19 protein-coding genes are annotated in these 19,328 nt (G+C 72.2%); 9 read left to right on the top strand and 10 right to left on the bottom strand.

Annotated features, from left to right (window positions below):
- Nucleotides 1–32 precede the first annotated feature (32 nt).
- Nucleotides 33–629 carry a class I SAM-dependent methyltransferase gene (locus tag ACGGZK_RS18170; protein WP_395244025.1) on the top strand — a complete coding sequence of 199 codons (597 nt, stop codon included), beginning with the start codon at nt 33–35 and terminating at the stop codon, nt 627–629.
- Between the two features lie 25 nt (nt 630–654).
- Here ACGGZK_RS18170 and ACGGZK_RS18165 read toward each other — a convergent pair whose 3' ends face one another.
- Nucleotides 655–1,725, bottom strand: coding sequence for a trans-sulfuration enzyme family protein (locus ACGGZK_RS18165; RefSeq protein WP_395244024.1), 1,071 nt, complete (start codon nt 1,723–1,725; stop codon nt 655–657).
- A gap of 70 nt (nt 1,726–1,795) precedes the next feature.
- Here ACGGZK_RS18165 and ACGGZK_RS18160 point away from each other — a divergent pair, with 70 nt between their 5' ends.
- A complete protein-coding gene (locus ACGGZK_RS18160; RefSeq protein WP_395244023.1) occupies nt 1,796–2,488 on the top strand; it encodes an NAD-dependent deacylase in 693 nt (230 codons plus the stop codon).
- 91 nt (nt 2,489–2,579) lie between these two features.
- Here the strand turns inward: ACGGZK_RS18160 and ACGGZK_RS18155 are convergent, their stop codons facing one another.
- Nucleotides 2,580–3,410: an alpha/beta hydrolase gene (locus ACGGZK_RS18155; RefSeq protein ID WP_395244022.1), complete on the bottom strand. Its 831-nt coding sequence runs from the start codon at nt 3,408–3,410 to the stop codon at nt 2,580–2,582.
- Nucleotides 3,411–3,855: 445 nt separating this feature from the next.
- Here ACGGZK_RS18155 and ACGGZK_RS18150 point away from each other — a divergent pair, with 445 nt between their 5' ends.
- From ACGGZK_RS18150 to ACGGZK_RS18140, 3 genes are all read left to right on the top strand, one after another.
- Nucleotides 3,856–4,266, top strand: coding sequence for a hypothetical protein (locus tag ACGGZK_RS18150; RefSeq protein ID WP_395244021.1), 411 nt, complete (start codon nt 3,856–3,858; stop codon nt 4,264–4,266).
- Between the two features lie 176 nt (nt 4,267–4,442).
- A complete protein-coding gene (locus ACGGZK_RS18145) occupies nt 4,443–4,814 on the top strand; it encodes a hypothetical protein (protein WP_395244020.1) in 372 nt (123 codons plus the stop codon).
- Nucleotides 4,815–5,269: 455 nt separating this feature from the next.
- Nucleotides 5,270–5,674, top strand: coding sequence for a hypothetical protein (locus ACGGZK_RS18140; protein WP_395244019.1), 405 nt, complete (start codon nt 5,270–5,272; stop codon nt 5,672–5,674).
- Between the two features lie 157 nt (nt 5,675–5,831).
- Here ACGGZK_RS18140 and ACGGZK_RS18135 read toward each other — a convergent pair whose 3' ends face one another.
- The 6 genes from ACGGZK_RS18135 to ACGGZK_RS18110 form a co-directional block, all read right to left on the bottom strand.
- Nucleotides 5,832–6,644: a hypothetical protein gene (locus tag ACGGZK_RS18135; protein ID WP_395244018.1), complete on the bottom strand. Its 813-nt coding sequence runs from the start codon at nt 6,642–6,644 to the stop codon at nt 5,832–5,834.
- 87 nt (nt 6,645–6,731) lie between these two features.
- Nucleotides 6,732–6,995 carry a hypothetical protein gene (locus ACGGZK_RS18130; protein ID WP_395244017.1) on the bottom strand — a complete coding sequence of 88 codons (264 nt, stop codon included), beginning with the start codon at nt 6,993–6,995 and terminating at the stop codon, nt 6,732–6,734.
- A 93-nt stretch (nt 6,996–7,088) separates the two neighbouring features.
- On the bottom strand, nt 7,089–7,898 hold the full coding sequence (locus ACGGZK_RS18125; RefSeq protein ID WP_395244016.1) for a hypothetical protein: 810 nt from the start codon (nt 7,896–7,898) through the stop codon (nt 7,089–7,091).
- 331 nt (nt 7,899–8,229) lie between these two features.
- Nucleotides 8,230–8,589, bottom strand: coding sequence for a hypothetical protein (locus tag ACGGZK_RS18120; RefSeq protein ID WP_395244015.1), 360 nt, complete (start codon nt 8,587–8,589; stop codon nt 8,230–8,232).
- A gap of 74 nt (nt 8,590–8,663) precedes the next feature.
- The gene (locus ACGGZK_RS18115) at nt 8,664–9,653 is read right to left on the bottom strand and encodes a transposase (RefSeq protein ID WP_395244014.1); all 990 of its coding nucleotides are present in this window, start codon (nt 9,651–9,653) and stop codon (nt 8,664–8,666) included.
- A gap of 50 nt (nt 9,654–9,703) precedes the next feature.
- Nucleotides 9,704–10,156 (bottom strand): MarR family winged helix-turn-helix transcriptional regulator, encoded by a 453-nt coding sequence (locus ACGGZK_RS18110; protein WP_395244013.1) that lies wholly within the window; start codon nt 10,154–10,156, stop codon nt 9,704–9,706.
- 142 nt (nt 10,157–10,298) lie between these two features.
- On the opposite strand from ACGGZK_RS18110, the gene ACGGZK_RS18105 reads away from it, so the two are divergent.
- A complete protein-coding gene (locus tag ACGGZK_RS18105) occupies nt 10,299–11,564 on the top strand; it encodes an MFS transporter (protein WP_395244012.1) in 1,266 nt (421 codons plus the stop codon).
- On the opposite strand, the gene ACGGZK_RS18100 is transcribed toward ACGGZK_RS18105, so the two are convergent.
- Nucleotides 11,561–12,715, bottom strand: coding sequence for a substrate-binding domain-containing protein (locus ACGGZK_RS18100; protein ID WP_395244011.1), 1,155 nt, complete (start codon nt 12,713–12,715; stop codon nt 11,561–11,563). The two genes, ACGGZK_RS18105 and ACGGZK_RS18100, sit on opposite strands and share 4 nt — an antisense overlap.
- Entirely contained in the window at nt 12,712–14,649 is a 1,938-nt protein-coding gene (locus ACGGZK_RS18095) for a hypothetical protein (RefSeq protein ID WP_395244010.1), read from the bottom strand. The genes ACGGZK_RS18100 and ACGGZK_RS18095 overlap by 4 nt, the downstream gene beginning before the upstream one ends.
- Before the next feature lie 136 nt (nt 14,650–14,785).
- Between ACGGZK_RS18095 and ACGGZK_RS18090 the strand changes: the two genes are divergently transcribed.
- The 3 genes from ACGGZK_RS18090 to ACGGZK_RS18080 all read left to right on the top strand — a co-directional run bounded on the left by ACGGZK_RS18090 (nt 14,786) and on the right by ACGGZK_RS18080 (nt 19,196).
- Nucleotides 14,786–15,805 (top strand): hydroxyacid dehydrogenase, encoded by a 1,020-nt coding sequence (locus tag ACGGZK_RS18090; RefSeq protein WP_395244009.1) that lies wholly within the window; start codon nt 14,786–14,788, stop codon nt 15,803–15,805.
- Nucleotides 15,802–17,868, top strand: a complete 2,067-nt coding sequence (locus tag ACGGZK_RS18085) for a DUF2264 domain-containing protein (RefSeq protein ID WP_395244008.1) — start codon at nt 15,802–15,804, stop codon at nt 17,866–17,868. Before ACGGZK_RS18090 ends, ACGGZK_RS18085 begins: the two co-directional genes overlap by 4 nt.
- Nucleotides 17,869–17,933: 65 nt before the next feature.
- Complete coding sequence (locus tag ACGGZK_RS18080) at nt 17,934–19,196, top strand: ABC transporter substrate-binding protein (RefSeq protein ID WP_395244007.1); 1,263 nt, start codon at nt 17,934–17,936, stop codon at nt 19,194–19,196.
- Nucleotides 19,197–19,328: the final 132 nt, after the last annotated feature.

The raw sequence follows: 19,328 nt of genomic DNA, 5'->3' as shown, positions 1-19,328 counted from the left end.
ACGCGACGCACGCGGCGTGCTCGCATGGCGGCATGAGCGCACGCGGGGCGGGGGTGCCCCTCATCGACGACGACGCGCTCGACGACCTCGAACGCGAGCTCGTCGGCCGCCTTCGCGGACGCGTTCTCGAGATCGGCGCCGGCGAGGGGGAGAACTTCGGCGCGATGCATCCCGACGTCGAGTGGACCGGGCTCGAGCCCGACGCGCGCCGTCGCGCCGAGCTCGCGACGCGGGCCCGCGAATGGCGGCACGAGGCGGCGCCGCTCGACGCGGTCGCCGAGGCGATCCCGCTGCCGGATGCCTCGGTCGACGCCGTCGTCGGCACCTACGTGCTGTGCTCCGTGCGCGACCCGGCGGCCGTGCTCGCCGAGGTTCGCCGCGTGCTGGTGCCCGGCGGCCGGGTCGTGTTCGTCGACCACGTCGCCGCGCCGCCGCGCACGCTCAAGCGGGCCGTGCAGGCCGTCGCGACGCCCATCGCCCGGCGGGTGTGCCACGGCTGCCACTGGAACCGCGACACCGAGGCGGCGCTCGCCGCGGCCGGGTTCACCGGGACCGACGTGCGGCGGCTGCGGGTGCGGTCGAGGCCGTTCGGCCCGGTGCCGATGCTGCTGTTCGACGGCCGGGCGTAGCGTCGGGCGTCGCGGGCGTCCCCGCTCAGTCGAGCGAGTCGAGCGCCTGCACCAGGTCGGCCGCCAGGTCGTCGGGGTGCTCGAGCCCGACCGAGAGGCGCACGAGGCCCGCGGGGATCGTGTCGGCCTCCGCCGCCCAGCGCCGCCGGCGCTCGAACGTCGACTCCACCCCGCCGAGGCTGGTCGCGTGGATCCAGAGGCTCGTGCGCAGCACGAGCGCGTCGGCAGGCTCGGCGCCGCCGCGCACCACGATCGAGACGATGGTGCCGAACCCGGGGTAGCGCACCTCCTCGAGCGCGGGATGCCCCGTCAGCCGATCGACGAGCTCGCGCGCCGTGGCCTCGGCGCGGTCGAGCCGCACGGGCAGGGTGCGCAGGCCGCGGAGGGCGAGGAACGCCTCGAACGCCGACGGGATCGCCCCGCCGAGGGAGCGACGGCCGACGAGCCGCTCGACGAGGGCGTCGTCGGTCGCCACGACCGCGCCCATCACGAGGTCGCTGTGGCCCGAGATGCCCTTCGTGGCCGAGTGCACGACGAGGTCGGCGCCGTCGGCGAGGGGGCGGCGGCGCAGCGGCGTCGCGAACGTGTTGTCGACGACGACCAGGGTGCCGTGCGCCCGCGCGCCGGCGGCCAGCGCCGCCGTGTCGGCCAACTCCAGCGCCGGGTTCGTCGGCGACTCGAACCACAGCATCGCGGCGCCCTCGCAGGCGGCGATCACGGCCGCGGTGTCGGTCACGTCGACGTAGCGAACCTCGAGGCGGCCCTCGGCGGCGCGGTCGTCGAGCTGCAGGACCGTGCCGGTGTACGAGTGGCGGGGCGCGACGACCACGCCGCCGGCCGGCACCAGGTCGAGCACGGCCGACGTCGCCGCGATGCCCGACGCGAACGACACGCACCGCCCGCCCTCGAGGGCGCCGAGCGTGTCCTCGAACGCCGTCCACGACGCGTTGCCGTACCGGCCGTACTCCAGCTCGCCGCCGGCGACGTACGTCGAGGCGAGGTGCACGGGGGTGTTCAGCGGCTGGTCGGGCACGTGCGCGGGGCGACCCGCGGTGACGGCGACGGTCTCGGGACGGAGGGCGGGGGAGGAACTCACCCGGGCAAGGTTACCCGCCGTGCCCGGGGCATCCGTTCCGGTCGGCGTCGCCGCCGGGTAGCGTCGAGGCATGCGGGTCGTCGTGCTCACCGGGGCCGGCATCTCCGCCGAGAGCGGGGTGCCGACGTTCCGCGACGTCGGCGGGCTCTGGGAGGGGTACCGGGTCGAGGACGTCGCGACCCCGGAGGCGTTCGCCCGCGACCCCGACACCGTGCTGCGGTTCTACGACGAGCGCCGGCACGCCGTGACCTTCGCCGAGCCGAACCCCGCGCACCTCGCGCTGGCGCGGCTCGAGGCATCCCTCGGCGACGACCTGCTGCTCGTGACGCAGAACATCGACGACCTCCACGAGCGGGCCGGCAGCCGCCGGGTGCTGCACCTGCACGGCGACCTCGGGAGCGCCCTCTGCGAGGTGTGCGGCACGAGGTCGCCCATCGCCGAGGACCTCGCGGGCCGGCCCGCGTGCCCGGCCTGCGGCCGGCCGACGCTGCGGCCCGACGTCGTCTGGTTCGGCGAGCTGCCGTACGGGCTCGACGAGGTCGACGTCGCGCTCGCCGAGTGCGACCGCTTCGTCGCGATCGGCACGTCGGGCGCGGTGCACCCCGCCGCCGGGTTCGTGCTCACCGCGACCGGGTTCGGCGCCGCGACCATGGAGCTCAACCTCGTCGAGAGCGACGTCTCGCTGCTGTTCGACGAGGTGCGGCACGGGCTCGCCAGCATGCTCGTGCCGGCCTGGGTCGACGAGGTGCTCGCGGCCGCGTAGGCCGGCGTCGTCGATGCGGGCGGACATGCCGGATGCCACGAGCCGGGCTCGTGGCATCCGCAGTGTGCTGCCCGGGTGCGCCGGGCCCGCGTCAGGCGGCGACGGCGTCCTCGGCGTGGGCGACCGCCCAGGAGAGGGCGTAGTCGGCGACCTCTTCCCATCCGTCCTGGCTGACGATGCGGTGGGTGCGGCCGGGGAACTCCTTGTACTCGACGACCGCCGGGCTGCCGGTCTTCGTGTACTTCTTCACGATCGCCTTGCCAATGGCAGGCGGCACGACGTGGTCGATCTCGCCGGTGAGGATGAGCAGCGGCGCGCGGTCGGCGCGGGCGTAGTCGACGTGGGTCACGCCGCCCTTCTCGTTCAGGGTCGAGCCGACGCCCTCGAAGAAGACCCGGTTGTACGAGTTCACCGCGTACTGCTCCCAGACCTTGTCGGACTCCTCGCGGGCGAGGTCGTTGCCGAAGGTGAAGTGGAAGTGCTTCTTCGAGATGGGCTTGGCGCCGTTGCGGTCGAACGGGTTCGAGAGGATCGGGGTGCCGGTCCAGACGGTCGACAGCGGGAGGGTCGTGATGCCGGCGGTCTGCCCGGGCTCGACGCCGACGTACGCCACGCCGAGGCCGCGGTCGGCGAGCATCTGCGTGATGACCCCGCCGAAGCTGTGGCCCATGATGATCGGCTTCCGGGGGAGGGTGCGGATGATGCGCTCGTAGTGGTCGGCGATCTGCTTGAGCCCGACGCCCTTGAGGGCGGCCGGGTTCGAGCGGATGTCCTCGACGGTGCGGTCGTCGATGCCGGGCCAGCCCGGGACGATGACCTCGTGGCCCTGGGCGCGGAACCGGGCGGCCCAGGTGTTCCAGCTGGTGGGGGTCATCCAGAGGCCGTGGACCAGGACGATCGGGGCCTTGTCGGTGGTGGTCATGATGCCGTCTCCCTCGTGTCGTGTCGATCGCCCTTCGTGGAGTAGAACGATCGTTCTTTCTTGATCTGCTCAGAGACTAGAACGATCGTTCTTGCTTGTCAATACCCCTTCTCGAAGTTCCTGACCGGGTTGCCGGGAGAGAGCGACTCGGCGCCGATCGCACCACGAATGGTTCGCGCGTCCGCCGGACCGCCAGCCGGCAGTCGCGCACTGGGCGCCGAGAGTCGAGCGAGACCAGGCGAGCGGTTGTGTCTCGCGTCGTCGGCGGAGCATCGATGAATGAGCCGACGACTCCGTTGCAGTTGAGGACCCCTGCGGGAATCTTCACCGGGCGGGGTTAGCGGGCACCTCGTCCGAACGTTCTGCGAGCTAACTTGAGGGATGGCGTATGTGTGAGTCCCGACCGGCTTGCGTGCACTCGCGGGCTGCGTCGAACGCGTCAGCTATGGTCATTGCCATGCCGACCGCGAGGACTGACTCAGGGGCGTCAACGTTCGACGAGACGGTCGGCGAATTGTCGTGGGACGGTGAGGTCCGGGGATACGTGTTGTTCCACGTTTCGGGTCGCGGCGGTCTTTCCTGGAGTAGTGACCGGCCCTGGCGCATCACCCGCGAAATGACTGGGTGGGTCGACGTTGAACAATGGATGGTGGATGACTCCGGAGCATTCAACTACAACCGCGATCATTCGGGCCCCGAGTCGGCGTTCCTGTGCACTGCCACAGGAAAGTATTGGCTGGCTGCCGCGCAGGTGGGCGAGAAGACACCAAATGCCGAGGATGAGGTCGAGGTCGATTTCCGCTGGCTAGTCGGAGACGAAGCGCGACGCACGCTTGCAAAGCTTGCGGGCCAGTAGGCGGCTGTTCAGGATCCTCAAGCGGATCTGCCCGGCGGATATTGATGTTGGTGTGCGGGCACCCGGGGTTCTGCGCTCGCGCATCGCTTGATGCCGATTAGTGTGGGAATCGGGTCGATGGCGGATGCCAGGAGCCCTACGGTAGATGCCGGTTAATTCGCCAGCCAAGCGGTGAGATGACGAACAGCAACAACACGCCAATCATGTTGAAGGGTTGGACGGCAACACAGTGGGGTCGGCCGCTCAGGTCTTTCGGGATTCTCCTGATCGTATTGGCCGGACTATCGGCCGTCTGTTATTTCCTCGTGGGAGGGACCGCAGAGAGCGTTCCGCTCTGGTTGTATCTGGTGTTCGGCGTCACGGGTTTGGCTTTCATCGCAGGCATGACCTTCTTCTTCTCGGGGCTCTTCAAAGCAATCCGTGAGGGGCGGGCAGGCTATACGACGACCGACCGGCTGTACCCCGAGCTACCCCAGCTCGATCACGAAGGTCGAATCTTGAGGACCCCGGCGGAGCGAGCGACCTTCCTTGCCACCAACCCACGCTGAGCCCGTGGCACCCTAACCGTGCAGACCACCCCGCCAGCCGGTGGTATCTCAAGACGATCCACCTGCGGTGCCGGATCGTTCGTGAGCGAGAAGGCGGGGAAATCAACCCTCGCGCGCGGGCCGGCGGTGTCTGAATCGTCGGAGTTCGATCGCCCCGTATGCGGCGCTGACGGTTCCGACACCAGCAATGGCTGCCAGAAGCCACCACTGCGGTTGGCCGGTGCTTACAACGGCTGCAACGCCCCAGACTACGAACACCGGAAGAATCACGAGTTGGGCGATCGTCGTGGCTACGAGCGTCCGATAGTTGCGTGACATCGTCATGCTCCACCAAGGGACGCGGTCGTACTCCATCCGCTCAGTATGCGGGATGAGTGCACGGTTGTCGCAGACGGATCCTGTGCGAACCCGTCGCTCGACCAACTGCCGGTCGCGAGCGGATCTATGCTCTCGTCATGATCCAGTCCGGACGCGCCTCGCTCACCGTCATCTCAACTGAGACTGACCCAGCACGAGTCTCGGAGATCCTTGACCTCGTTCCGACTGAGACGAAGCTCCGCGGTTGGGTTGGCCGCTCGGGGCGCCGGTTGGAGCACAACGTCTGGAAGATGGACGTGGCACGCGAGTCCAACACGCAAGCCGATCAGACAGGCACCCGAGCCCTCAGCGAGCTCGTCGCTGGGGCTCGCGCCGGAGCTGGTCGTTTTCCGCTCCTCCCGCCAGACTGCTCCGCGCGGATCTGGTGGTCCGCGAACTCTGATTCAACGCAGGGCGGGTTCGTGATTCCCGTTGAACTCGCCGCAGCCATCGCCGAACTCGGCATCGACGTCTACGCCACCGTCTACCTCGAACACGGTTAGACCAACGCCGCGTGTTCTTTCACAAGGAATTCGCTCAGGGATCGGCTTGCCGAGCAGCGGCTCGCATCCGTGGACTTACGCGGCGTACCTTCTCTCCATCGAGCAGGGTGCGCCGGCGGGCTGATCCCGGAACCTGCGGTCGGAGACGTTGGCTCGGCTATCGGGTCTGTGTCGGGAACAACACCTGCGCGTTGGGGTTCGCGAGCCCTGCCTTCAGCGTTTTGAACAGCTTCTCCTGCACCATCTCTGTGTCACCCCAGCCGAGCTTCTCGACGAAAGCGATGACGTCGTCTGGGCTCGGCTGCTCGTCCGGGCGGAGGTTTAGATAGAACCCGTTACGGCGGAACTCAGGGCTGGGGCTGCTTTCATTGACCACGACCTCCCGCCCGTCGACCGTGGCGCTTCCCGGTGCGGACACCCGGTGGCCGTGGACGTACGTGACGGAGGACAGCTCCGCCCTGTCTCTGGCCAGGAAGAAGCGCCGCAACCCGTCACCGTCCAACCGGAGGAAGCCGCTGGCCTCGGACGTGGCCCCGATGCTGTTCTGCGGGAAGGGTCTGGGCTTCGACAGCCCAGCCCCGAAGATGAACCGCTGTTCGAGCCATAGGTGCCCATCGCTATCGACCAGATACCGCGGGGAGAACCGCCATGCTTTCACGGTGGCACCGACAGGCACGATCGAAACGGAGGTGGTGCCCAGCTCGACTCGAGACTGGGTTGCGGGGTACGCGCTGCTTTCAGCGATGATCTCACCGGACGCTTCGAACTGAAAATGCAGTTCGGCTTCGCTGATGATCTCATGGTCGAATCGGCTTTCCAGGTGCGGGACCATGGTCGCGAGCTCAGCGGTGAACGTCGCCCACCATGGTTCGAGGTACGCCGCACGCTGCTCGGCGTGCTCCCGTTGCAGTCGGAGAACACGTGCGGTTTCCACCGCTCCCGCGTCTACGTACTCATCGAACCTGGGCACGTCGTTCCTTCCGTCGCCGACTCAAGCTAACCAGCCGCCCGCCCGCCGGATACCCGCGTCCAGGCGACCCCGGGCGGGCCTGGACGGTCACCACGGGTTCTTGTACGTGACCGCCGCGATCTGGCTCCAGTTCACGATCACGTCGCGGCCGTCCGCGGTCTTCAACCCGTTGATCGTGTCGTTCTTCAACTTGGTCGCGAGGATCGCCCAGATGGCGTTCGGGCCGGCGTCGAGATTCTCCGTGGTCATCTGCACGTCCAGCTCGCCGGAGCCGAGGTGCAACGTCACGACGAACGGTGCTTCGGTGTTCGCAGGCGGCGCCGGCTGGGCGGGCTTGCTTCCGAAGGCCATGCGGGATCCAATCCTCGAGACAACGGAGCTGATACTCCCAGGATTCGACAGAGTGGCACGACACCCCGTTCAGGGGATGGACGTCCGGGCTTGCTAACGCGGGACGAGCGTTCTCCGCGCTGCCGGGTTCGCGAGCGCTTCCTTCAACGTCTGGAACAGCATGCTGTTTACGCCGAAGAACTCACCCCAACCGCGCGGGTAGCCGAAGTAGATCTTCCCGATCGAGCTCTCCGTGTCGTTGCTGTTGATAGGCGTGCTAAAGCTGAGCTGGCGGAACTCCGGTTGTTGGCCACCGATCGTCAGGCGCGTCGTCCGCCCATCGAGGATGCTCTCCTTCTGTAGCAGCCTCGTCCCGTTCACGTAGGACGTCGGGAACACGTCGGCGTTGTATCCCGCGAAGATGAACCGGCGAATGCCCGGGCGGTCCAGTTTGACGAACGAGGAAGCCCCAACGTGCACTGGCGTGTTCTGGCGTGGGTTCGCCGGGTCAACGTTCACCAGCGACGGTTGGAGGTGGCCGTTCCGTTCCATCCACAGGTGCCCGTCGCCGTCCACGAGGAAGCCGTACGGGAAGCGCCACGCGCTCACCGTCGGCCCCCGAGGTACGATCCGGACCGAAGCGTCCCCGATCTCGTTCCGGTACACGATTCCGTCACTACGGGTGCTCGCCACCTCGTGGATCTTCCCGGAGCCGTGGACGGTGAAATGCCATTCGCTCTCGCCGACGAGCTCCGTCTCGAACCGGCCTTCCAGGTGCGGGACCATGGTCGCCACGTCCGCTGAAAAGGTGGCCCAATACGGCTCGATGTACGCCGCATCACGCTCAGCCCGCCCGCGGACGAACTGCAACCGCTGAGCGGATGCAGCAGCGTCACCGTTCAGGTATTCATCGAACCCGGGCATGTCGTCCCTTCCGTTGGCGGCTCAAGCTACCAGCCGACCTGCTTATTTCGGCGGCGCGGTCGACTGATCGGCTCGGAAGAGACGGCGCGGTCGACCTTGCTCAGCGAGGAGCCGCCCGGAAGCGGATCCCCTTGCGGGCGGGCGGTCGGCTTCTGTTCCGATTGAAGCTCGATCTGACACGGAGTCCGATCAGCACCTGGTTTGTGCGCACAACCCCGCGGAGCACCTCGCCATTCCACAACAGAAGGCCCTCGCCTGGAGATGCCAAACGCCCTGAACGCGGCGCTATTCCCGTCAGTGAGAACTGGAGTTCGGCGTGCTCCGGAACCGCTCAGAAGTAGAACAGCGGGATGGCGAAGCCGCCGGTGGCGAGCGTGGCGACGACGCCGATCAGCGTGGCGGCGAGCAGCGCGCCGTAGGCGACGCGCGACCAGGTGCGTGCGCGGGGCAGGTCGGTGAGCGGCAGGACGGCGGCGACGGACGCCAGTGCGATCACGATCACCGTCCACACCAGGGCGACGGCGAACCGGTCGTCGGCGGTCGGGCAGGCGGCGTCGCCGACCGCGGCGCAGACCACGGGAGCGCGGCCGAGCGCGAGCAGGAGGAGCGCGGCGAGGATGCCGGTCACCGCCGGGACGACGAACACCCCCGCGGAGGTCCGCGAGGGCAGTGCGCGCTGGGTGCCGGTCACCCTTCCAGTCTGGCGGGCCGCGGGGGCGGCCTGCGCCGATGGGCGGCGCTCGTTATCGACTCGATGCCCCGCCGTTACCGACTCGATACCGCCTCGTCGGCGGTAGCTCGGGCGCGCCGCGCGTCGCGGTCGGCGCGGTCGGCCTCGACGGCGACCCGGCCGAGCTCCTCCTCGGCCCCGTCGAGCGTCGATGCGGCCTCGGCGAGGTCCGATTCGGCGTCGGCGAGCCTCTCCCGCGCCTCGCGTACCCGATCGGCGGCGGCGTCGCGCGCCTCGGTGAGGCCGTCGATCCGCTCGCGCAGCTCGGCGAGCCGCGAGGCGAGGTCGGCCGCCGCGGCCTCGGCGGCCGTCGCGCGCTCGGATGCCTCGGCGGCGGCCTGCTCGGCCTTCGCGCGCGCGGCGGCGTCGCGGGCGGATGCCTCGGCGTCGTGAGGTGCCGCACCCTTCGCCTTGGGCCCGGCCTTCGCCTCGGGCGCATCGGATGCGGCCTGCGCCCCACGCGCGGCCGGCACGTCCTCAGGCACGTGCTCCGGCTCGGCGATCGCCCCGGCCCCCGGCGCCGCCCCCGCGACCGCACCGTCGAGGTCGACCTCGAGGCCGACCGCCTCGAGCGGACGCACGAGCCGGCCGCTGCGCACGGCGTCGGCGGCGGAGGCATCCGTCAGTGCCGCCTGGAGCGTCTGCGCGACCTCCTCGAGCACGGGGCCGCGCACCGGGACGCCGAGCTCGTCGGCGAGGGCGGCCGCCTCGCGGGAGGCATCCGCGATCGCCGTGCGTCGCTCCTTCGCCAGGCCGGCGAGCTCGCCCGGCTCGGGCGCCGCCTGCGCCTCGCGGAGCCGGGCGCCCAGGCGCACGAGCGCGTCGAGCGTGGCGGGGCGGTCGTGGGCGAGGAGGTTCACGAGCCAGGCCGCGGGGGAGGGGCGGCGGAGCGCCGCCACCCGTGCGGCGAGGGCGCGGTCGGTGGGGCGCAGGCCCTTCGCGCGGGCGTTGCGGGCCGCGGTGAACTCGTCGGGCGGCAGCGCGGAGAGCTCGGCGGCGATCGCGGTCAGCTCGTCGTCGCCCATGCGTCCCGCCTCCGCTCCGTCGCGCCCGGTGACATCCTCGCGTCCCGCCGTCAGCGGGCCGGGACCGCCTCGCCGTGGAGCGCGGCGACCATGGGCGCGAGCTCCGGCTGCTCGCACGCGTCGTCGAGCACGCGCTCGAGCGCCGCGTCGTGGATGGGCCGCGCCGACCGGTAGAGGTCGCGGCCCGGGCCGGTGAGCTCGGTGTAGATGCCGCGGCGGTCGTCGGCGCAGAGCACCCGGGTGAGGAGCCCGCGATCCTCCAGGCGGGTCACGAGCCGGGTGGTCGCGCTGGGGCTGAGGGCGGCGGCGCGGGCGAGCTGCTGCATGCGCATGTGCCAGCCGTCCTGCCGGTTGAGGGCGTCGAGCACGGTGTACTCGACGACCGAGAGTCCGGCGGATGCCTCGAGCTCGCGCCCGAGCTCCGATTCGATGAGCCCGTGCAGCGCGGCGAGGGCGCGCCAGCCCTGGGCGCGGACCTCGACGGCGTCGTCGGCGATGCCCATGTCGCTCCTCTCGGGGTCGGTTCGGCGTCGTTCGGCAGGATCGTTGCTTGCGCGCACTATTTGCGTGTGCAACTATTGTCACCGCACTCGCATATCCCGCGCCTGCAACTACTTCTCCCACCAGACTACCGGAGGTCTCCGCATGCCCATCGGCCTGCTCGCCCTCGCCATCGGCGGATTCGGCATCGGACTCACCGAGTTCGTCATCATGGGCCTCCTGCCCGAGGTCGCCGCCGAGTTCGGCGTCTCCGAATCCGCCGCCGGCTGGCTCATCTCGGGATACGCGCTCGCGGTCGTCGTCGGCGCCCTCGGGCTCACCGCCGCGACCACGCGACTGCCGCGCAAGCCCGTGCTCGTCGGCCTGCTCGTGCTGTTCATCGCGGGCAACGCCCTGTCGGCCGCCGCGCCGGACTACACGGTCATGATGCTCGGCCGCGTGATCGCCGCACTCTGCCACGGCGCGTTCTTCGGCATCGGCGCGGTCGTCGCCGCCGACCTCGTGCGCCCCGACCAGCGCGCCCGGGCCATCGCGATCATGTTCACCGGGCTCACGGCGGCGAACGTGCTCGGCGTGCCCCTCGGCACCCTGCTCGGCCAGCAGGCCGGCTGGCGCTCGACGTTCTGGGTGATCTCGGCGATCGGGGTCGTGGCGCTCATCGGCATCGCCGTGCTCATCCCGGCCGACCGGGTGAACCGCGCGGGCGCGGCCGCGGCCGCCGCACCGAGCCTCCGCCGCGAGCTCGGCGCGTTCCGGTCCGGGCAGGTCTGGGCGTCGCTCGCGATCACCGTGCTCGGCTTCGGCGGCATGTTCGGCGCCTTCACCTACCTCGCGTACACCTTCACCGAGGTCGGCGGCTTCGACGCGGGCGCCGTGCCGTGGCTGCTCATGCTGATGGGCGTCGGCCTGTTCCTCGGCAACTGGATCGGCGGCCGGCTCGCCGACCGCTCGATCGACGGCACGCTGGTCGGCTTCCTCGCCGCGCTGGCGGTGGCGCTCGGCCTCTACGGGTTCCTGGCATGGTCGGCCGTGGCGACGATCCCGCTCCTCGTGCTCATCGGCGGATTCGGCTTCGGCACGGTTCCGGCCCTGCAGACCCGCGTGATGCGCGCGGCGCCGGATGCCCCGACCCTCGTCTCGGGTGCCAACATCGCCGCGTTCAACCTCGGCAACGCCCTCGGCGCCTGGGCCGGCGGGCTCGCGATCTCGGCCGGGCTCGGGTTCGCCTCACCGGTGTTCGTCGGCGCCGGGTTCACCGTGGTGGCGCTCGTCATCGTGCTCGCCGCCCGGCGGCGGGAGCCGGTGGCCGGGACGACGACCGCGGCCGACCCCGCGCCGAACCGTACGGACGCGGGCGCCGCCGCACCGCGGGTCCCGGTCGTCACCGGCTCCGTGGAGGCCGCCGGCTAGCCGTTCCCCTCGGCCGGCGGGACGGCCGGCGGCCCGGCCGGCCGGCCCTCCCGCTCCGCCGGCCTCGACGACGCCCGCACCATGAGCTCGGGCAGCACCTGCACCCGCTGCACCGGCCGCCGAGCGCCCTCGTCGAGCCGGGCGACGAGCGTCTCGACCGCGAGCCGCCCGATGTGCTGCTTCGGCGGGCGGAGGGCGGTGATCGGCGGCTCGCCGTTCTCGGCGATCTCGTCGTCGTAGGCCACGATCGCGAGGTCCTCGGGGATGCGCAGCCCGCGGTCGAGGGCCCGGTGCTCCAGCATGATCGCCTGCGGGTCGGAGTGCACGAACAGCGCGGTGGTGCCGGTGGCCGCGGTGCGGTCGAGCAGGGCGTCGAGGTTGGCATCGCGCGTCTCGGACTCCGGGTCCTCCAGCGTGAAGTCGAGGCTCGCGTCGGCGTCGAGGCCGAGGTCGTCGTGGGCGCGGCGCCAGCCGCGGCGCAGGTGCTCGGTCGTCGGCGAGTTGAGCGCGACGGCGAGCCCGATGCGGCGGTGCCCCTGCCGGTAGAGGTGGTGCACCGCGAGGGCCCCGCCGAACTCGTGGTCGGTCGTGACCCATTCGAGGCGGCGCAGCGCGAGCGCCGACGGGGCTCGCCGCTCGGCGAGCACGACCGGGATGCCGAGCCCGTCGAGCCAGCCGAGGAGTGCCGCGCCGTCGGTGCCGGCCGTCTCGGGGCCCGCGATGAGGCCGTGCACGCCGCCGGTCTCGACGAGGGCGGTGATCTGCCGCCGCTGGTCGTCGATGTCGTACGACCCGCCGCGCAGCACGAGCTGGGCCTGGGCGGCGGTCGCCGCCGCCCGGGCGCCGTTCACGATCTGCGGCCAGTAGTAGCTGAGGCTCGGCACGACGAGCCCGAGCCGGTAGCGGGCGTGCGAGCCGTCGCCGAGCCGGCCGACGGTCGTGTCGAGGGTGCTGCGGAGGGTGGCGCCGCCGTGCACCCGGGTGACGAGCCCGCGGTCGGCGAGGTCGGCGATGTCGCGGCGGATCGTGATCTCGGTGACGTCGAGCGCGGCGGCGAGGTCGCGCACCGACACCGAGCCGTGCTGGCGCAGCTCGTCGAGGATGCGCTCGCGCCGCTCGATGCCGAAGCGGGGCCGTCCGGGCTCGGTCATGCCGCCCCCGCCCCCGCCCCGGCCCCGGCGGCGTCGGCGCTCGCGGCACCGGCCGCGCCCGGGGCATCCGCGTCGGCCGCCCGGAACCGCAGCTCGAGCTGCTGCGCTCCCGCGCCGGGCGCGAAGCGCAGGCGCGTGACCCGGTCGCCCCACGCGCGCCGCAGCACGGGGTCGTCGATGTCGCGGTGCTCGACCTCGACGTGCGCCGCGTCGTGGTCGATCCGCAACGCCCGCGCGCCGTCGACGTCGGGCCGCACGAGCACGGCGCCGTCGGGCGCGGTCGACACCTCGCCCCACACCACCAGGGTTGAGCGCGTGCCGGGGTGCGCGTCGAGGGTCCACTCGTCGACGAGGGTCGCCGTCGAGGTCGCCCGGTCGAGGCGGATGCCCCGCGCCCACGCCTCCCCGCCGGCGTCGTCGAGGCCCCACGCACCCGTGAGGTTGATCCGCCACGAGGCATCCGCACCGTCGTCGCCGCCCTCGAGCGGGCCGGTGCGGCGGTGGCCGCCGGCCTCCTGCACGAGGCCGCGCGGCTCGGGCACGGCGTGCCAATCGCTGCGGACCGGCCACAGGTCGTACCGGTCGGGCCCGAACGTGCGGGCGTCGTACTCGGGCCGCCCGAGGTCGATGACGACGGGCACGCCGTCGAGCGCGACCTGCACCGAGCCGAGGTCGTTGTGGTTGTGGTTCTCGTCGTTGGCGCCGCCCTTGAGCGCGATCGCGAGGCCGCGCGCGGTGCCGGCGGCCTCGCGGGCGAGTGCGAGGTCGAGCGAGTCGAAGCGCACCGAGCGGGGCAGGGGAGCGGGCCCGGCCTCGGCGTGCCGCCAGTCGGCGTCGGCGACCGCGGCGAGGGTGCGGCCGAGGCCGCCGTTCGGCGCGCTCGCGTCGGGCTCGTCGGTGCGGAACCCGGCCGCGTGCCCGGCCACGTCGGCCAAGTCGAGGCGTCGGCCCCAGTGGAACGCGATGCGCCAGGGGTGCCGCGTGCCGACCCGCGGCTCGGCGTCGGCGTACGAGAGCACCCAGCCGTCGCCGAGCTGGGCGCGCAGCGGGAACCGCAGGAGCTCGGGCAGGCCGGGCAGGGTCGACGCGTCGAAGCCGGCGGAGCCGCGTTCCAGCACCTCGAGGGCGTCGAGGGCTCGGGCGACGCCGTTCCACCAGTACGCGAAGCCCTCGTCGATGGCGCCGTCGTCGGGCAGGGCGGCGAGGTACCGGTCGATGCCGTCGACCGCGAGGTCGACGATCGCCCGCGACGCGGCGGGGTCGTCCTCGAAGGCCGCGGCGGCGACGATCACGTTGCCGTGGATCCACGGGTTCCAGTTGTTGATGCGGCTCGTGAGTCCGAGCCACGTCCAGTCGCGCCGGGTCGTGAACGGGTCGAGCACGCGCCGGCGCGCCTCGCGGCGCATCCGCTCGACGAGCCCGGGCGTGCGCGCCTCGAGCCGGTCGCCGAGGGCGAGCCGCGCCCAGGCGAGGAGGCCGACCATCTCGCCGGCGCCGAGGTCGAGGAACGGATGGTCGGGGTCGGCGGCGACGCCGCCGGTGCGGGTGAACACGTCGTCGTGGGCGGGCCAGCACCAGGTCGACTGCTCGCAGCAGAGCAGCAGCCCGTCGGATGCCTCGTCGAGGAGCCGCGGGTCGTCGTCGACGAGCGCGGCGGCGACGGCGGTCGCGACGCGCTCCATGCGGGCGAACACGGCGCCCTCCCATTCCGACCGGTCGCCGTCGCGCACGTAGCGGGCGTAGGCGGTCTGGGTCGGCGTCGGCCACGGCGTGCCGAGGGCGGCGTGCGCTCGATCGCGGAGGGCCACGGCGGTCGGATGCCCCGGGTCGAGGTCGGGGCGCCCGCGCAGTCGCCCGGGGTGCCAGTCGGCGGCGGCCCAGGCCGTGACGAGGTCGTGCCGTCGGCTGCCGGCCGTGGGGTCGTCGAGCGCCATCCGTCCTCCTTGAAGATGGTTTGCGATCAAGCATGTTCGAATCTGTTCGACCGGTTTGACCGCGATCGCAGATGAGTATTCACTGTCGATCACGCCGGACGCAAGCACCGGCCGAACCACTCGATGAGGAGCACCGATGAGTCCCGAGCACCGACCTGCCGCGTTGATCGCGATGTGGCCGGAGTCGTTCGACCAGCAGTTCGACGACACCCGGATGGCCCGCCTCGACGCCCTCGTCGACCTGCTCGTGCCAGGCCCCGTCGTGGACCTCGCCGACCCCGCCGTCGCCCCGCGCCTCGCCGAGGTCGAGGTGCTCGTCACGGGCTGGGGCGCACCCCGGCTCACGCCGGAGCTCCTCGCCGCGATGCCGGCGCTCCGCGCCGTGTTCCACGCCGCCGGCACCGTCCGCGGCATCGCCACCGACGCGTTCTGGGCCCGCGGCATCACGATCACCTCGGCGGCCGACGCCAACGCCGTGCCCGTCGCCGAGTTCACGTTCGCCTCGATCGTGCTCGCCAACAAGCGCGCCCAGTACCTGGCCGCCCGGCCCCGCGAGCACCGCGACGACTGGCGCAACCGCCTGCACACCGACGGCTACTCGAACCTGGGCCGCACGATCGGGGTGGTCGGCTTCTCCCGCATCGGCCGACGCGTCGTCGCGCTCCTCCGCCAGCTCGAGGACGTGCGCATCCTCGTCGCCGACCCGTACGTCGACCCCGCCGAGGTGATCGCCGCGGGCGCGGAGCCGGTGGCGCTGGCCGAGCTCCTGCCGCAGGTCGACGTGCTCAGCCTGCACGCCCCCGAGCTCGACGCGACGCGCGGCATGATCGGCGCCGCCGAGCTCGCGGCGCTGCCCGACGGCGCCACCGTGGTGAACACCGCCCGCGGCAGCCTGCTCGAGACGCGCGCCCTCGAACGCGAGTGCGCGTCGGGCCGCCTGCACGCCGTGCTCGACGTCACCGAGCCCGAGCCGCTGCCCGACGACTCCCCGCTCTACGACCTGCCGAACGTGACGATCACGCCGCACATCGCGGGGTCGCTCGGCAGCGAGACCACCCGGCTCGCCGACCACGCGCTCGACGAGCTCGCCCGCTGGACGATGGGCCTGCCGCTCGAGGCCGAGGTCGTCCTCGCCGACCTGGGGGTCAGCGCGTGAGCGCCGCCGCGGCCGGACTCGACCTCCGCGCGGCGCGCGGCGGGGCATCCGCCGACCCGCTCGCGCCCATCACCGGCTGGGGCCGCGCCGATTGGCTCGCCCTCGCCGACCGCATGCTCGACGCGGGCGCCGCGGTGAACAGCCCGCGGCACGCGCTCCTGCGCTTCCCGGGCACGCCCGGCGGCTACGGCGCCGACGTCGACGCCCTCGAGGGCTTCGCGCGCACGTGGATGCTCGCGTCGTTCCGCATCGCCGGCGACCCCGAGCGCACGGGTGCGCTCGCCGCACGCTACGCGGAGGGCTTCGACGCCGGCACCGACCCGGCCTCGCCCGAGCGCTGGCTGCGCCCCGACGAGGTGGACCAGGCGAAGGTCGAGGCAGCCGCCCTCGCGATCGGGCTGCACCTCACCCGCGACGTCGTGTGGGCGAACCTCGCCCCGCGCGTGCAGGCGAACATCGTCGACTACCTGTCGGCGATGATCGGCGCGACCTACCCGCCGAACAACTGGGCCTGGTTCCGCATCGTCTCGCAGCAGTTCCTCGCGAGCGTCGGCGCCGACCACTCGCGCGACGACATCGAGGCCGACCTCGACCTGCTCGACGGCTTCTTCCGCGAGGGCGGCTGGATCGCCGACGGCGCGTCCCGCTCGTTCGACCACTACACCGGCTGGGCGCTGCACCTGTACCCCGTGATCTGGGAGTCGATGCTGCCCGCCGACGACCCGTTCCGGGCCCGGCTGCCGAAGTACCGCGCCGCGCTCGACGCGTTCCTGCCCGACGCGGCCGCCCTGGTCGGCGCCGACGGCGGACCGCTCGTGCAGGGCCGCAGCCTCACCTACCGCTTCGCGGCGGCCGCGCCGTTCTGGGCCGGCGCGCTCGCCGGGTCGACCGCACTCGAGCCGGGCGTGCTGCGCCGGGCGGCGTCGGGCGTCGTCTCGCACTTCGCCGACCGCGGCGCGCCCGACGCCGACGGCCGGCTCAGCCTCGGCTGGCACCACGCGTGGCGGCCGATCGCGCAGAACTACTCGGGCACCGGCTCGCCGTACTGGGCGGCGAAGGGCATGCTCGGCATCGCGCTGCCCGAGTCGCACCCGGTCTGGCAGGCCGAGGAGCTGCCGCTGCCGGTCGAGCGCGGCGACCTCGTGCGCCGGATCGCCGCGCCCGGCTGGCTCGTCTCGGGCACGAGCGCCGACGGCATCGTCCGCGTCGTGAACCACGGCACCGATCACGCGCACGAGGGCGACCTCCAGACGGATGCCCCGCTCTACACGCGGCTCGGCTACTCGACGGCCACCGCGCCGCTGCTGGCCGGGCCGGATGCCTCGCTCCACCCCGACCAGGCCGTCGCGATCGTCGTCGACGGCGTGCCCAGCGCCCGCACCGGCTTCACGGTCGAGCCGGTCGACGTCGTCGACGGGGACGGCGCGGGCCTCGAAGCGCGCGGCTCGGCCGGCGCCACCGGCGCCACCGGCGCCGTCGTCGCCGCATCGACCGCCGTCGCCCACTGGGTCGACGACGTGCCGCCGCACCCCGACCACGGGCACCCGCTGCCCGGCGGCACCGTCCGCCGCGGGCCGCTCGTGACCGTCGTGTCGGTCGTGCGCGGGCCGTGGGAGGTGCGGCTCGTCCGCGTCGCCCCGGGCGGCGACGGCGAGCACGTCGACGCGCTCCCCGCCGGGGCGAGCCTCCGGGTGAGCGGCTGGCCCGTGTCGGGCGACGCCGTCGACCGGGAGGTCGGCGACCATGCGGCGTCGGCCACCGCCCGCGGCATCCGCTCGCGTCTCGTCGACCTCGGCGGCTTCGCCGAGGCCGGCGTGCGGGAGTCCGAGGACGCGACGTTCCTCGGCCCGCGCACCGCCACCCCGTGGCTCGCCGCGGCACTCGAGTCGACCCTCGACGACGCGACCGACGCCGCGCCCGCGTGGCGCGCCGCCGCGGTCGAGCTCTCCGGCGACGCCGTGCGCGTCGCCGTCCCATCCGTGCGGACCGCCGGCGACGGCACCGCCAGCGTCGCCTGGGGCGACGGCACCACCACCTCCGTGGGCCTTCCCGGCCCGCGCTGAGGCGCCTGCAGCACCCCAGTACCCCCGTGCCGGTTACCATCCCTGATGCAAAGGAGCACATCGGAATGAAGCGCATCATCACCGCAGCGGCCGGCCTCGCGGCCGTCGCACTCGCCCTCACGGGCTGCGCGGGGCAGGAGGCCCCCGCGGAGGAGGAGGGCCCCGTCACCCTGTCGGTCGCCGTGTGGAGCCTCGACCAGACGCCCGAGTTCCAGGCGCTGTTCGACGCGTTCGAGGCGGCCAACCCCGACATCACCATCCAGCCGGTCGACATCCTCGCCGACGACTACCCCGAGAAGGTCACGACCATGCTCGCGGGCGGCGACACGACCGACGTCATCACGATGAAGACCGTCGTCGACTACCTGAAGTACGCGCAGCGCGGCCAGCTCGCCGACGTCACCGACACCGTCGAGGGGCTCGACACCGACGCGATCGCGGGCCTCGACCCGTACGAGGTCGACGGCGCCTACTACGCCTCGCCGTACCGGCAGGACTTCTGGCTGCTGTACTACAACAAGGGCCTGTTCGACGCGGCCGGCCTGCCGTACCCCGACCACATCACGTGGGACGACTACGTCGACCTCTCGAAGCAGCTCACCGACGACTCGGTGAGCCCCAAGGTGTACGGCAGCTACCAGCACGTCTGGCGCTCCGTCGAGCAGGCGATCGCGGCGGCCCAGACCGACGGCGACCTGCTGAGCGGCGACTACGGGTTCATGGAGGACCAGTACGCGCTCACCCTCGACCTGCAGCAGTCGGGCGCCTCGCTCGACTACGCGACGGCGAAGACCCAGCAGGTGAGCTACCGCACCATGTTCGAGACCGGCCAGACCGCGATGATGCACATGGGCACCTGGTACATCTCGGGCATCAAGGCCGCGATCGACGCCGGCAACTCAACCGTCGACTGGGGCGTCGCCCCGATCCCGCAGGTGAAGGCCGGCGGCGAGACGAAGACCTTCGGGTCGCCGACGGCGTTCGCGGTGAACGCCAAGTCGAAGCACCAGGAGGCCGCGAAGAAGTTCCTGGCGTTCGCCTCCAGCGAGGAGGGCGCGCTCGCGATCGCGAAGATCGGCGTCGTGCCGGCGTTCTCGTCCGACGCCGTCACCGCGGCGTTCACCGCCCTGCCCACCGACGACCTCTCGGTCGAGACCTTCAGCGAGCCGAAGCAGGTCGCCCTCGAGATGCCGGTGAGCGACGACACCTCCGACATCTCGACGATCCTCGACGAGGAGCACGACCTGATCATGGTCGGCGAGCACTCGGTCGCCGACGGGATCGCCGCGATGGAGGAGCGCGTGAAGAACGAGGTGCTGGGCGGCTGACGCCCCGAACCAGGCCCGCCCCGGAGTCTGCCCCGGGGCGGGCCGCACCGCGGCTCCGGCCGCACCCCCGCGGCCCCGGCCGCACCCGCGGCCCCGCGCCGCACCCCGCGGCGAGGCATCCGCCCGCCCGAC

Origin of the sequence: Agromyces sp. MMS24-K17, from assembly GCF_043950245.1 — a bacterium.
Classification (GTDB): domain Bacteria; phylum Actinomycetota; class Actinomycetes; order Actinomycetales; family Microbacteriaceae; genus Agromyces.
Note: the sequence above shows the minus strand (reverse complement) of the source record. Positions and strands in the feature narration are given on the sequence as shown.

Coding starts and splice junctions, on each gene's coding strand:
- ACGGZK_RS18110 (WP_395244013.1), bottom strand. CDS start 10,156: ATGGGCATCGCCGACGACGCCGTCGAGGTCCGCGCCCAGGGCTGGCGC.
- ACGGZK_RS18105 (WP_395244012.1), top strand. CDS start 10,299: ATGCCCATCGGCCTGCTCGCCCTCGCCATCGGCGGATTCGGCATCGGA.
- ACGGZK_RS18100 (WP_395244011.1), bottom strand. CDS start 12,715: ATGACCGAGCCCGGACGGCCCCGCTTCGGCATCGAGCGGCGCGAGCGC.
- ACGGZK_RS18130 (WP_395244017.1), bottom strand. CDS start 6,995: ATGGCCTTCGGAAGCAAGCCCGCCCAGCCGGCGCCGCCTGCGAACACC.
- ACGGZK_RS18140 (WP_395244019.1), top strand. CDS start 5,270: ATGATCCAGTCCGGACGCGCCTCGCTCACCGTCATCTCAACTGAGACT.
- ACGGZK_RS18170 (WP_395244025.1), top strand. CDS start 33: ATGAGCGCACGCGGGGCGGGGGTGCCCCTCATCGACGACGACGCGCTC.
- ACGGZK_RS18145 (WP_395244020.1), top strand. CDS start 4,443: ATGACGAACAGCAACAACACGCCAATCATGTTGAAGGGTTGGACGGCA.
- ACGGZK_RS18160 (WP_395244023.1), top strand. CDS start 1,796: ATGCGGGTCGTCGTGCTCACCGGGGCCGGCATCTCCGCCGAGAGCGGG.
- ACGGZK_RS18080 (WP_395244007.1), top strand. CDS start 17,934: ATGAAGCGCATCATCACCGCAGCGGCCGGCCTCGCGGCCGTCGCACTC.
- ACGGZK_RS18090 (WP_395244009.1), top strand. CDS start 14,786: ATGAGTCCCGAGCACCGACCTGCCGCGTTGATCGCGATGTGGCCGGAG.
- ACGGZK_RS18095 (WP_395244010.1), bottom strand. CDS start 14,649: ATGGCGCTCGACGACCCCACGGCCGGCAGCCGACGGCACGACCTCGTC.
- ACGGZK_RS18150 (WP_395244021.1), top strand. CDS start 3,856: ATGGTCATTGCCATGCCGACCGCGAGGACTGACTCAGGGGCGTCAACG.
- ACGGZK_RS18115 (WP_395244014.1), bottom strand. CDS start 9,653: ATGGGCGACGACGAGCTGACCGCGATCGCCGCCGAGCTCTCCGCGCTG.
- ACGGZK_RS18155 (WP_395244022.1), bottom strand. CDS start 3,410: ATGACCACCACCGACAAGGCCCCGATCGTCCTGGTCCACGGCCTCTGG.
- ACGGZK_RS18125 (WP_395244016.1), bottom strand. CDS start 7,898: ATGCCCGGGTTCGATGAATACCTGAACGGTGACGCTGCTGCATCCGCT.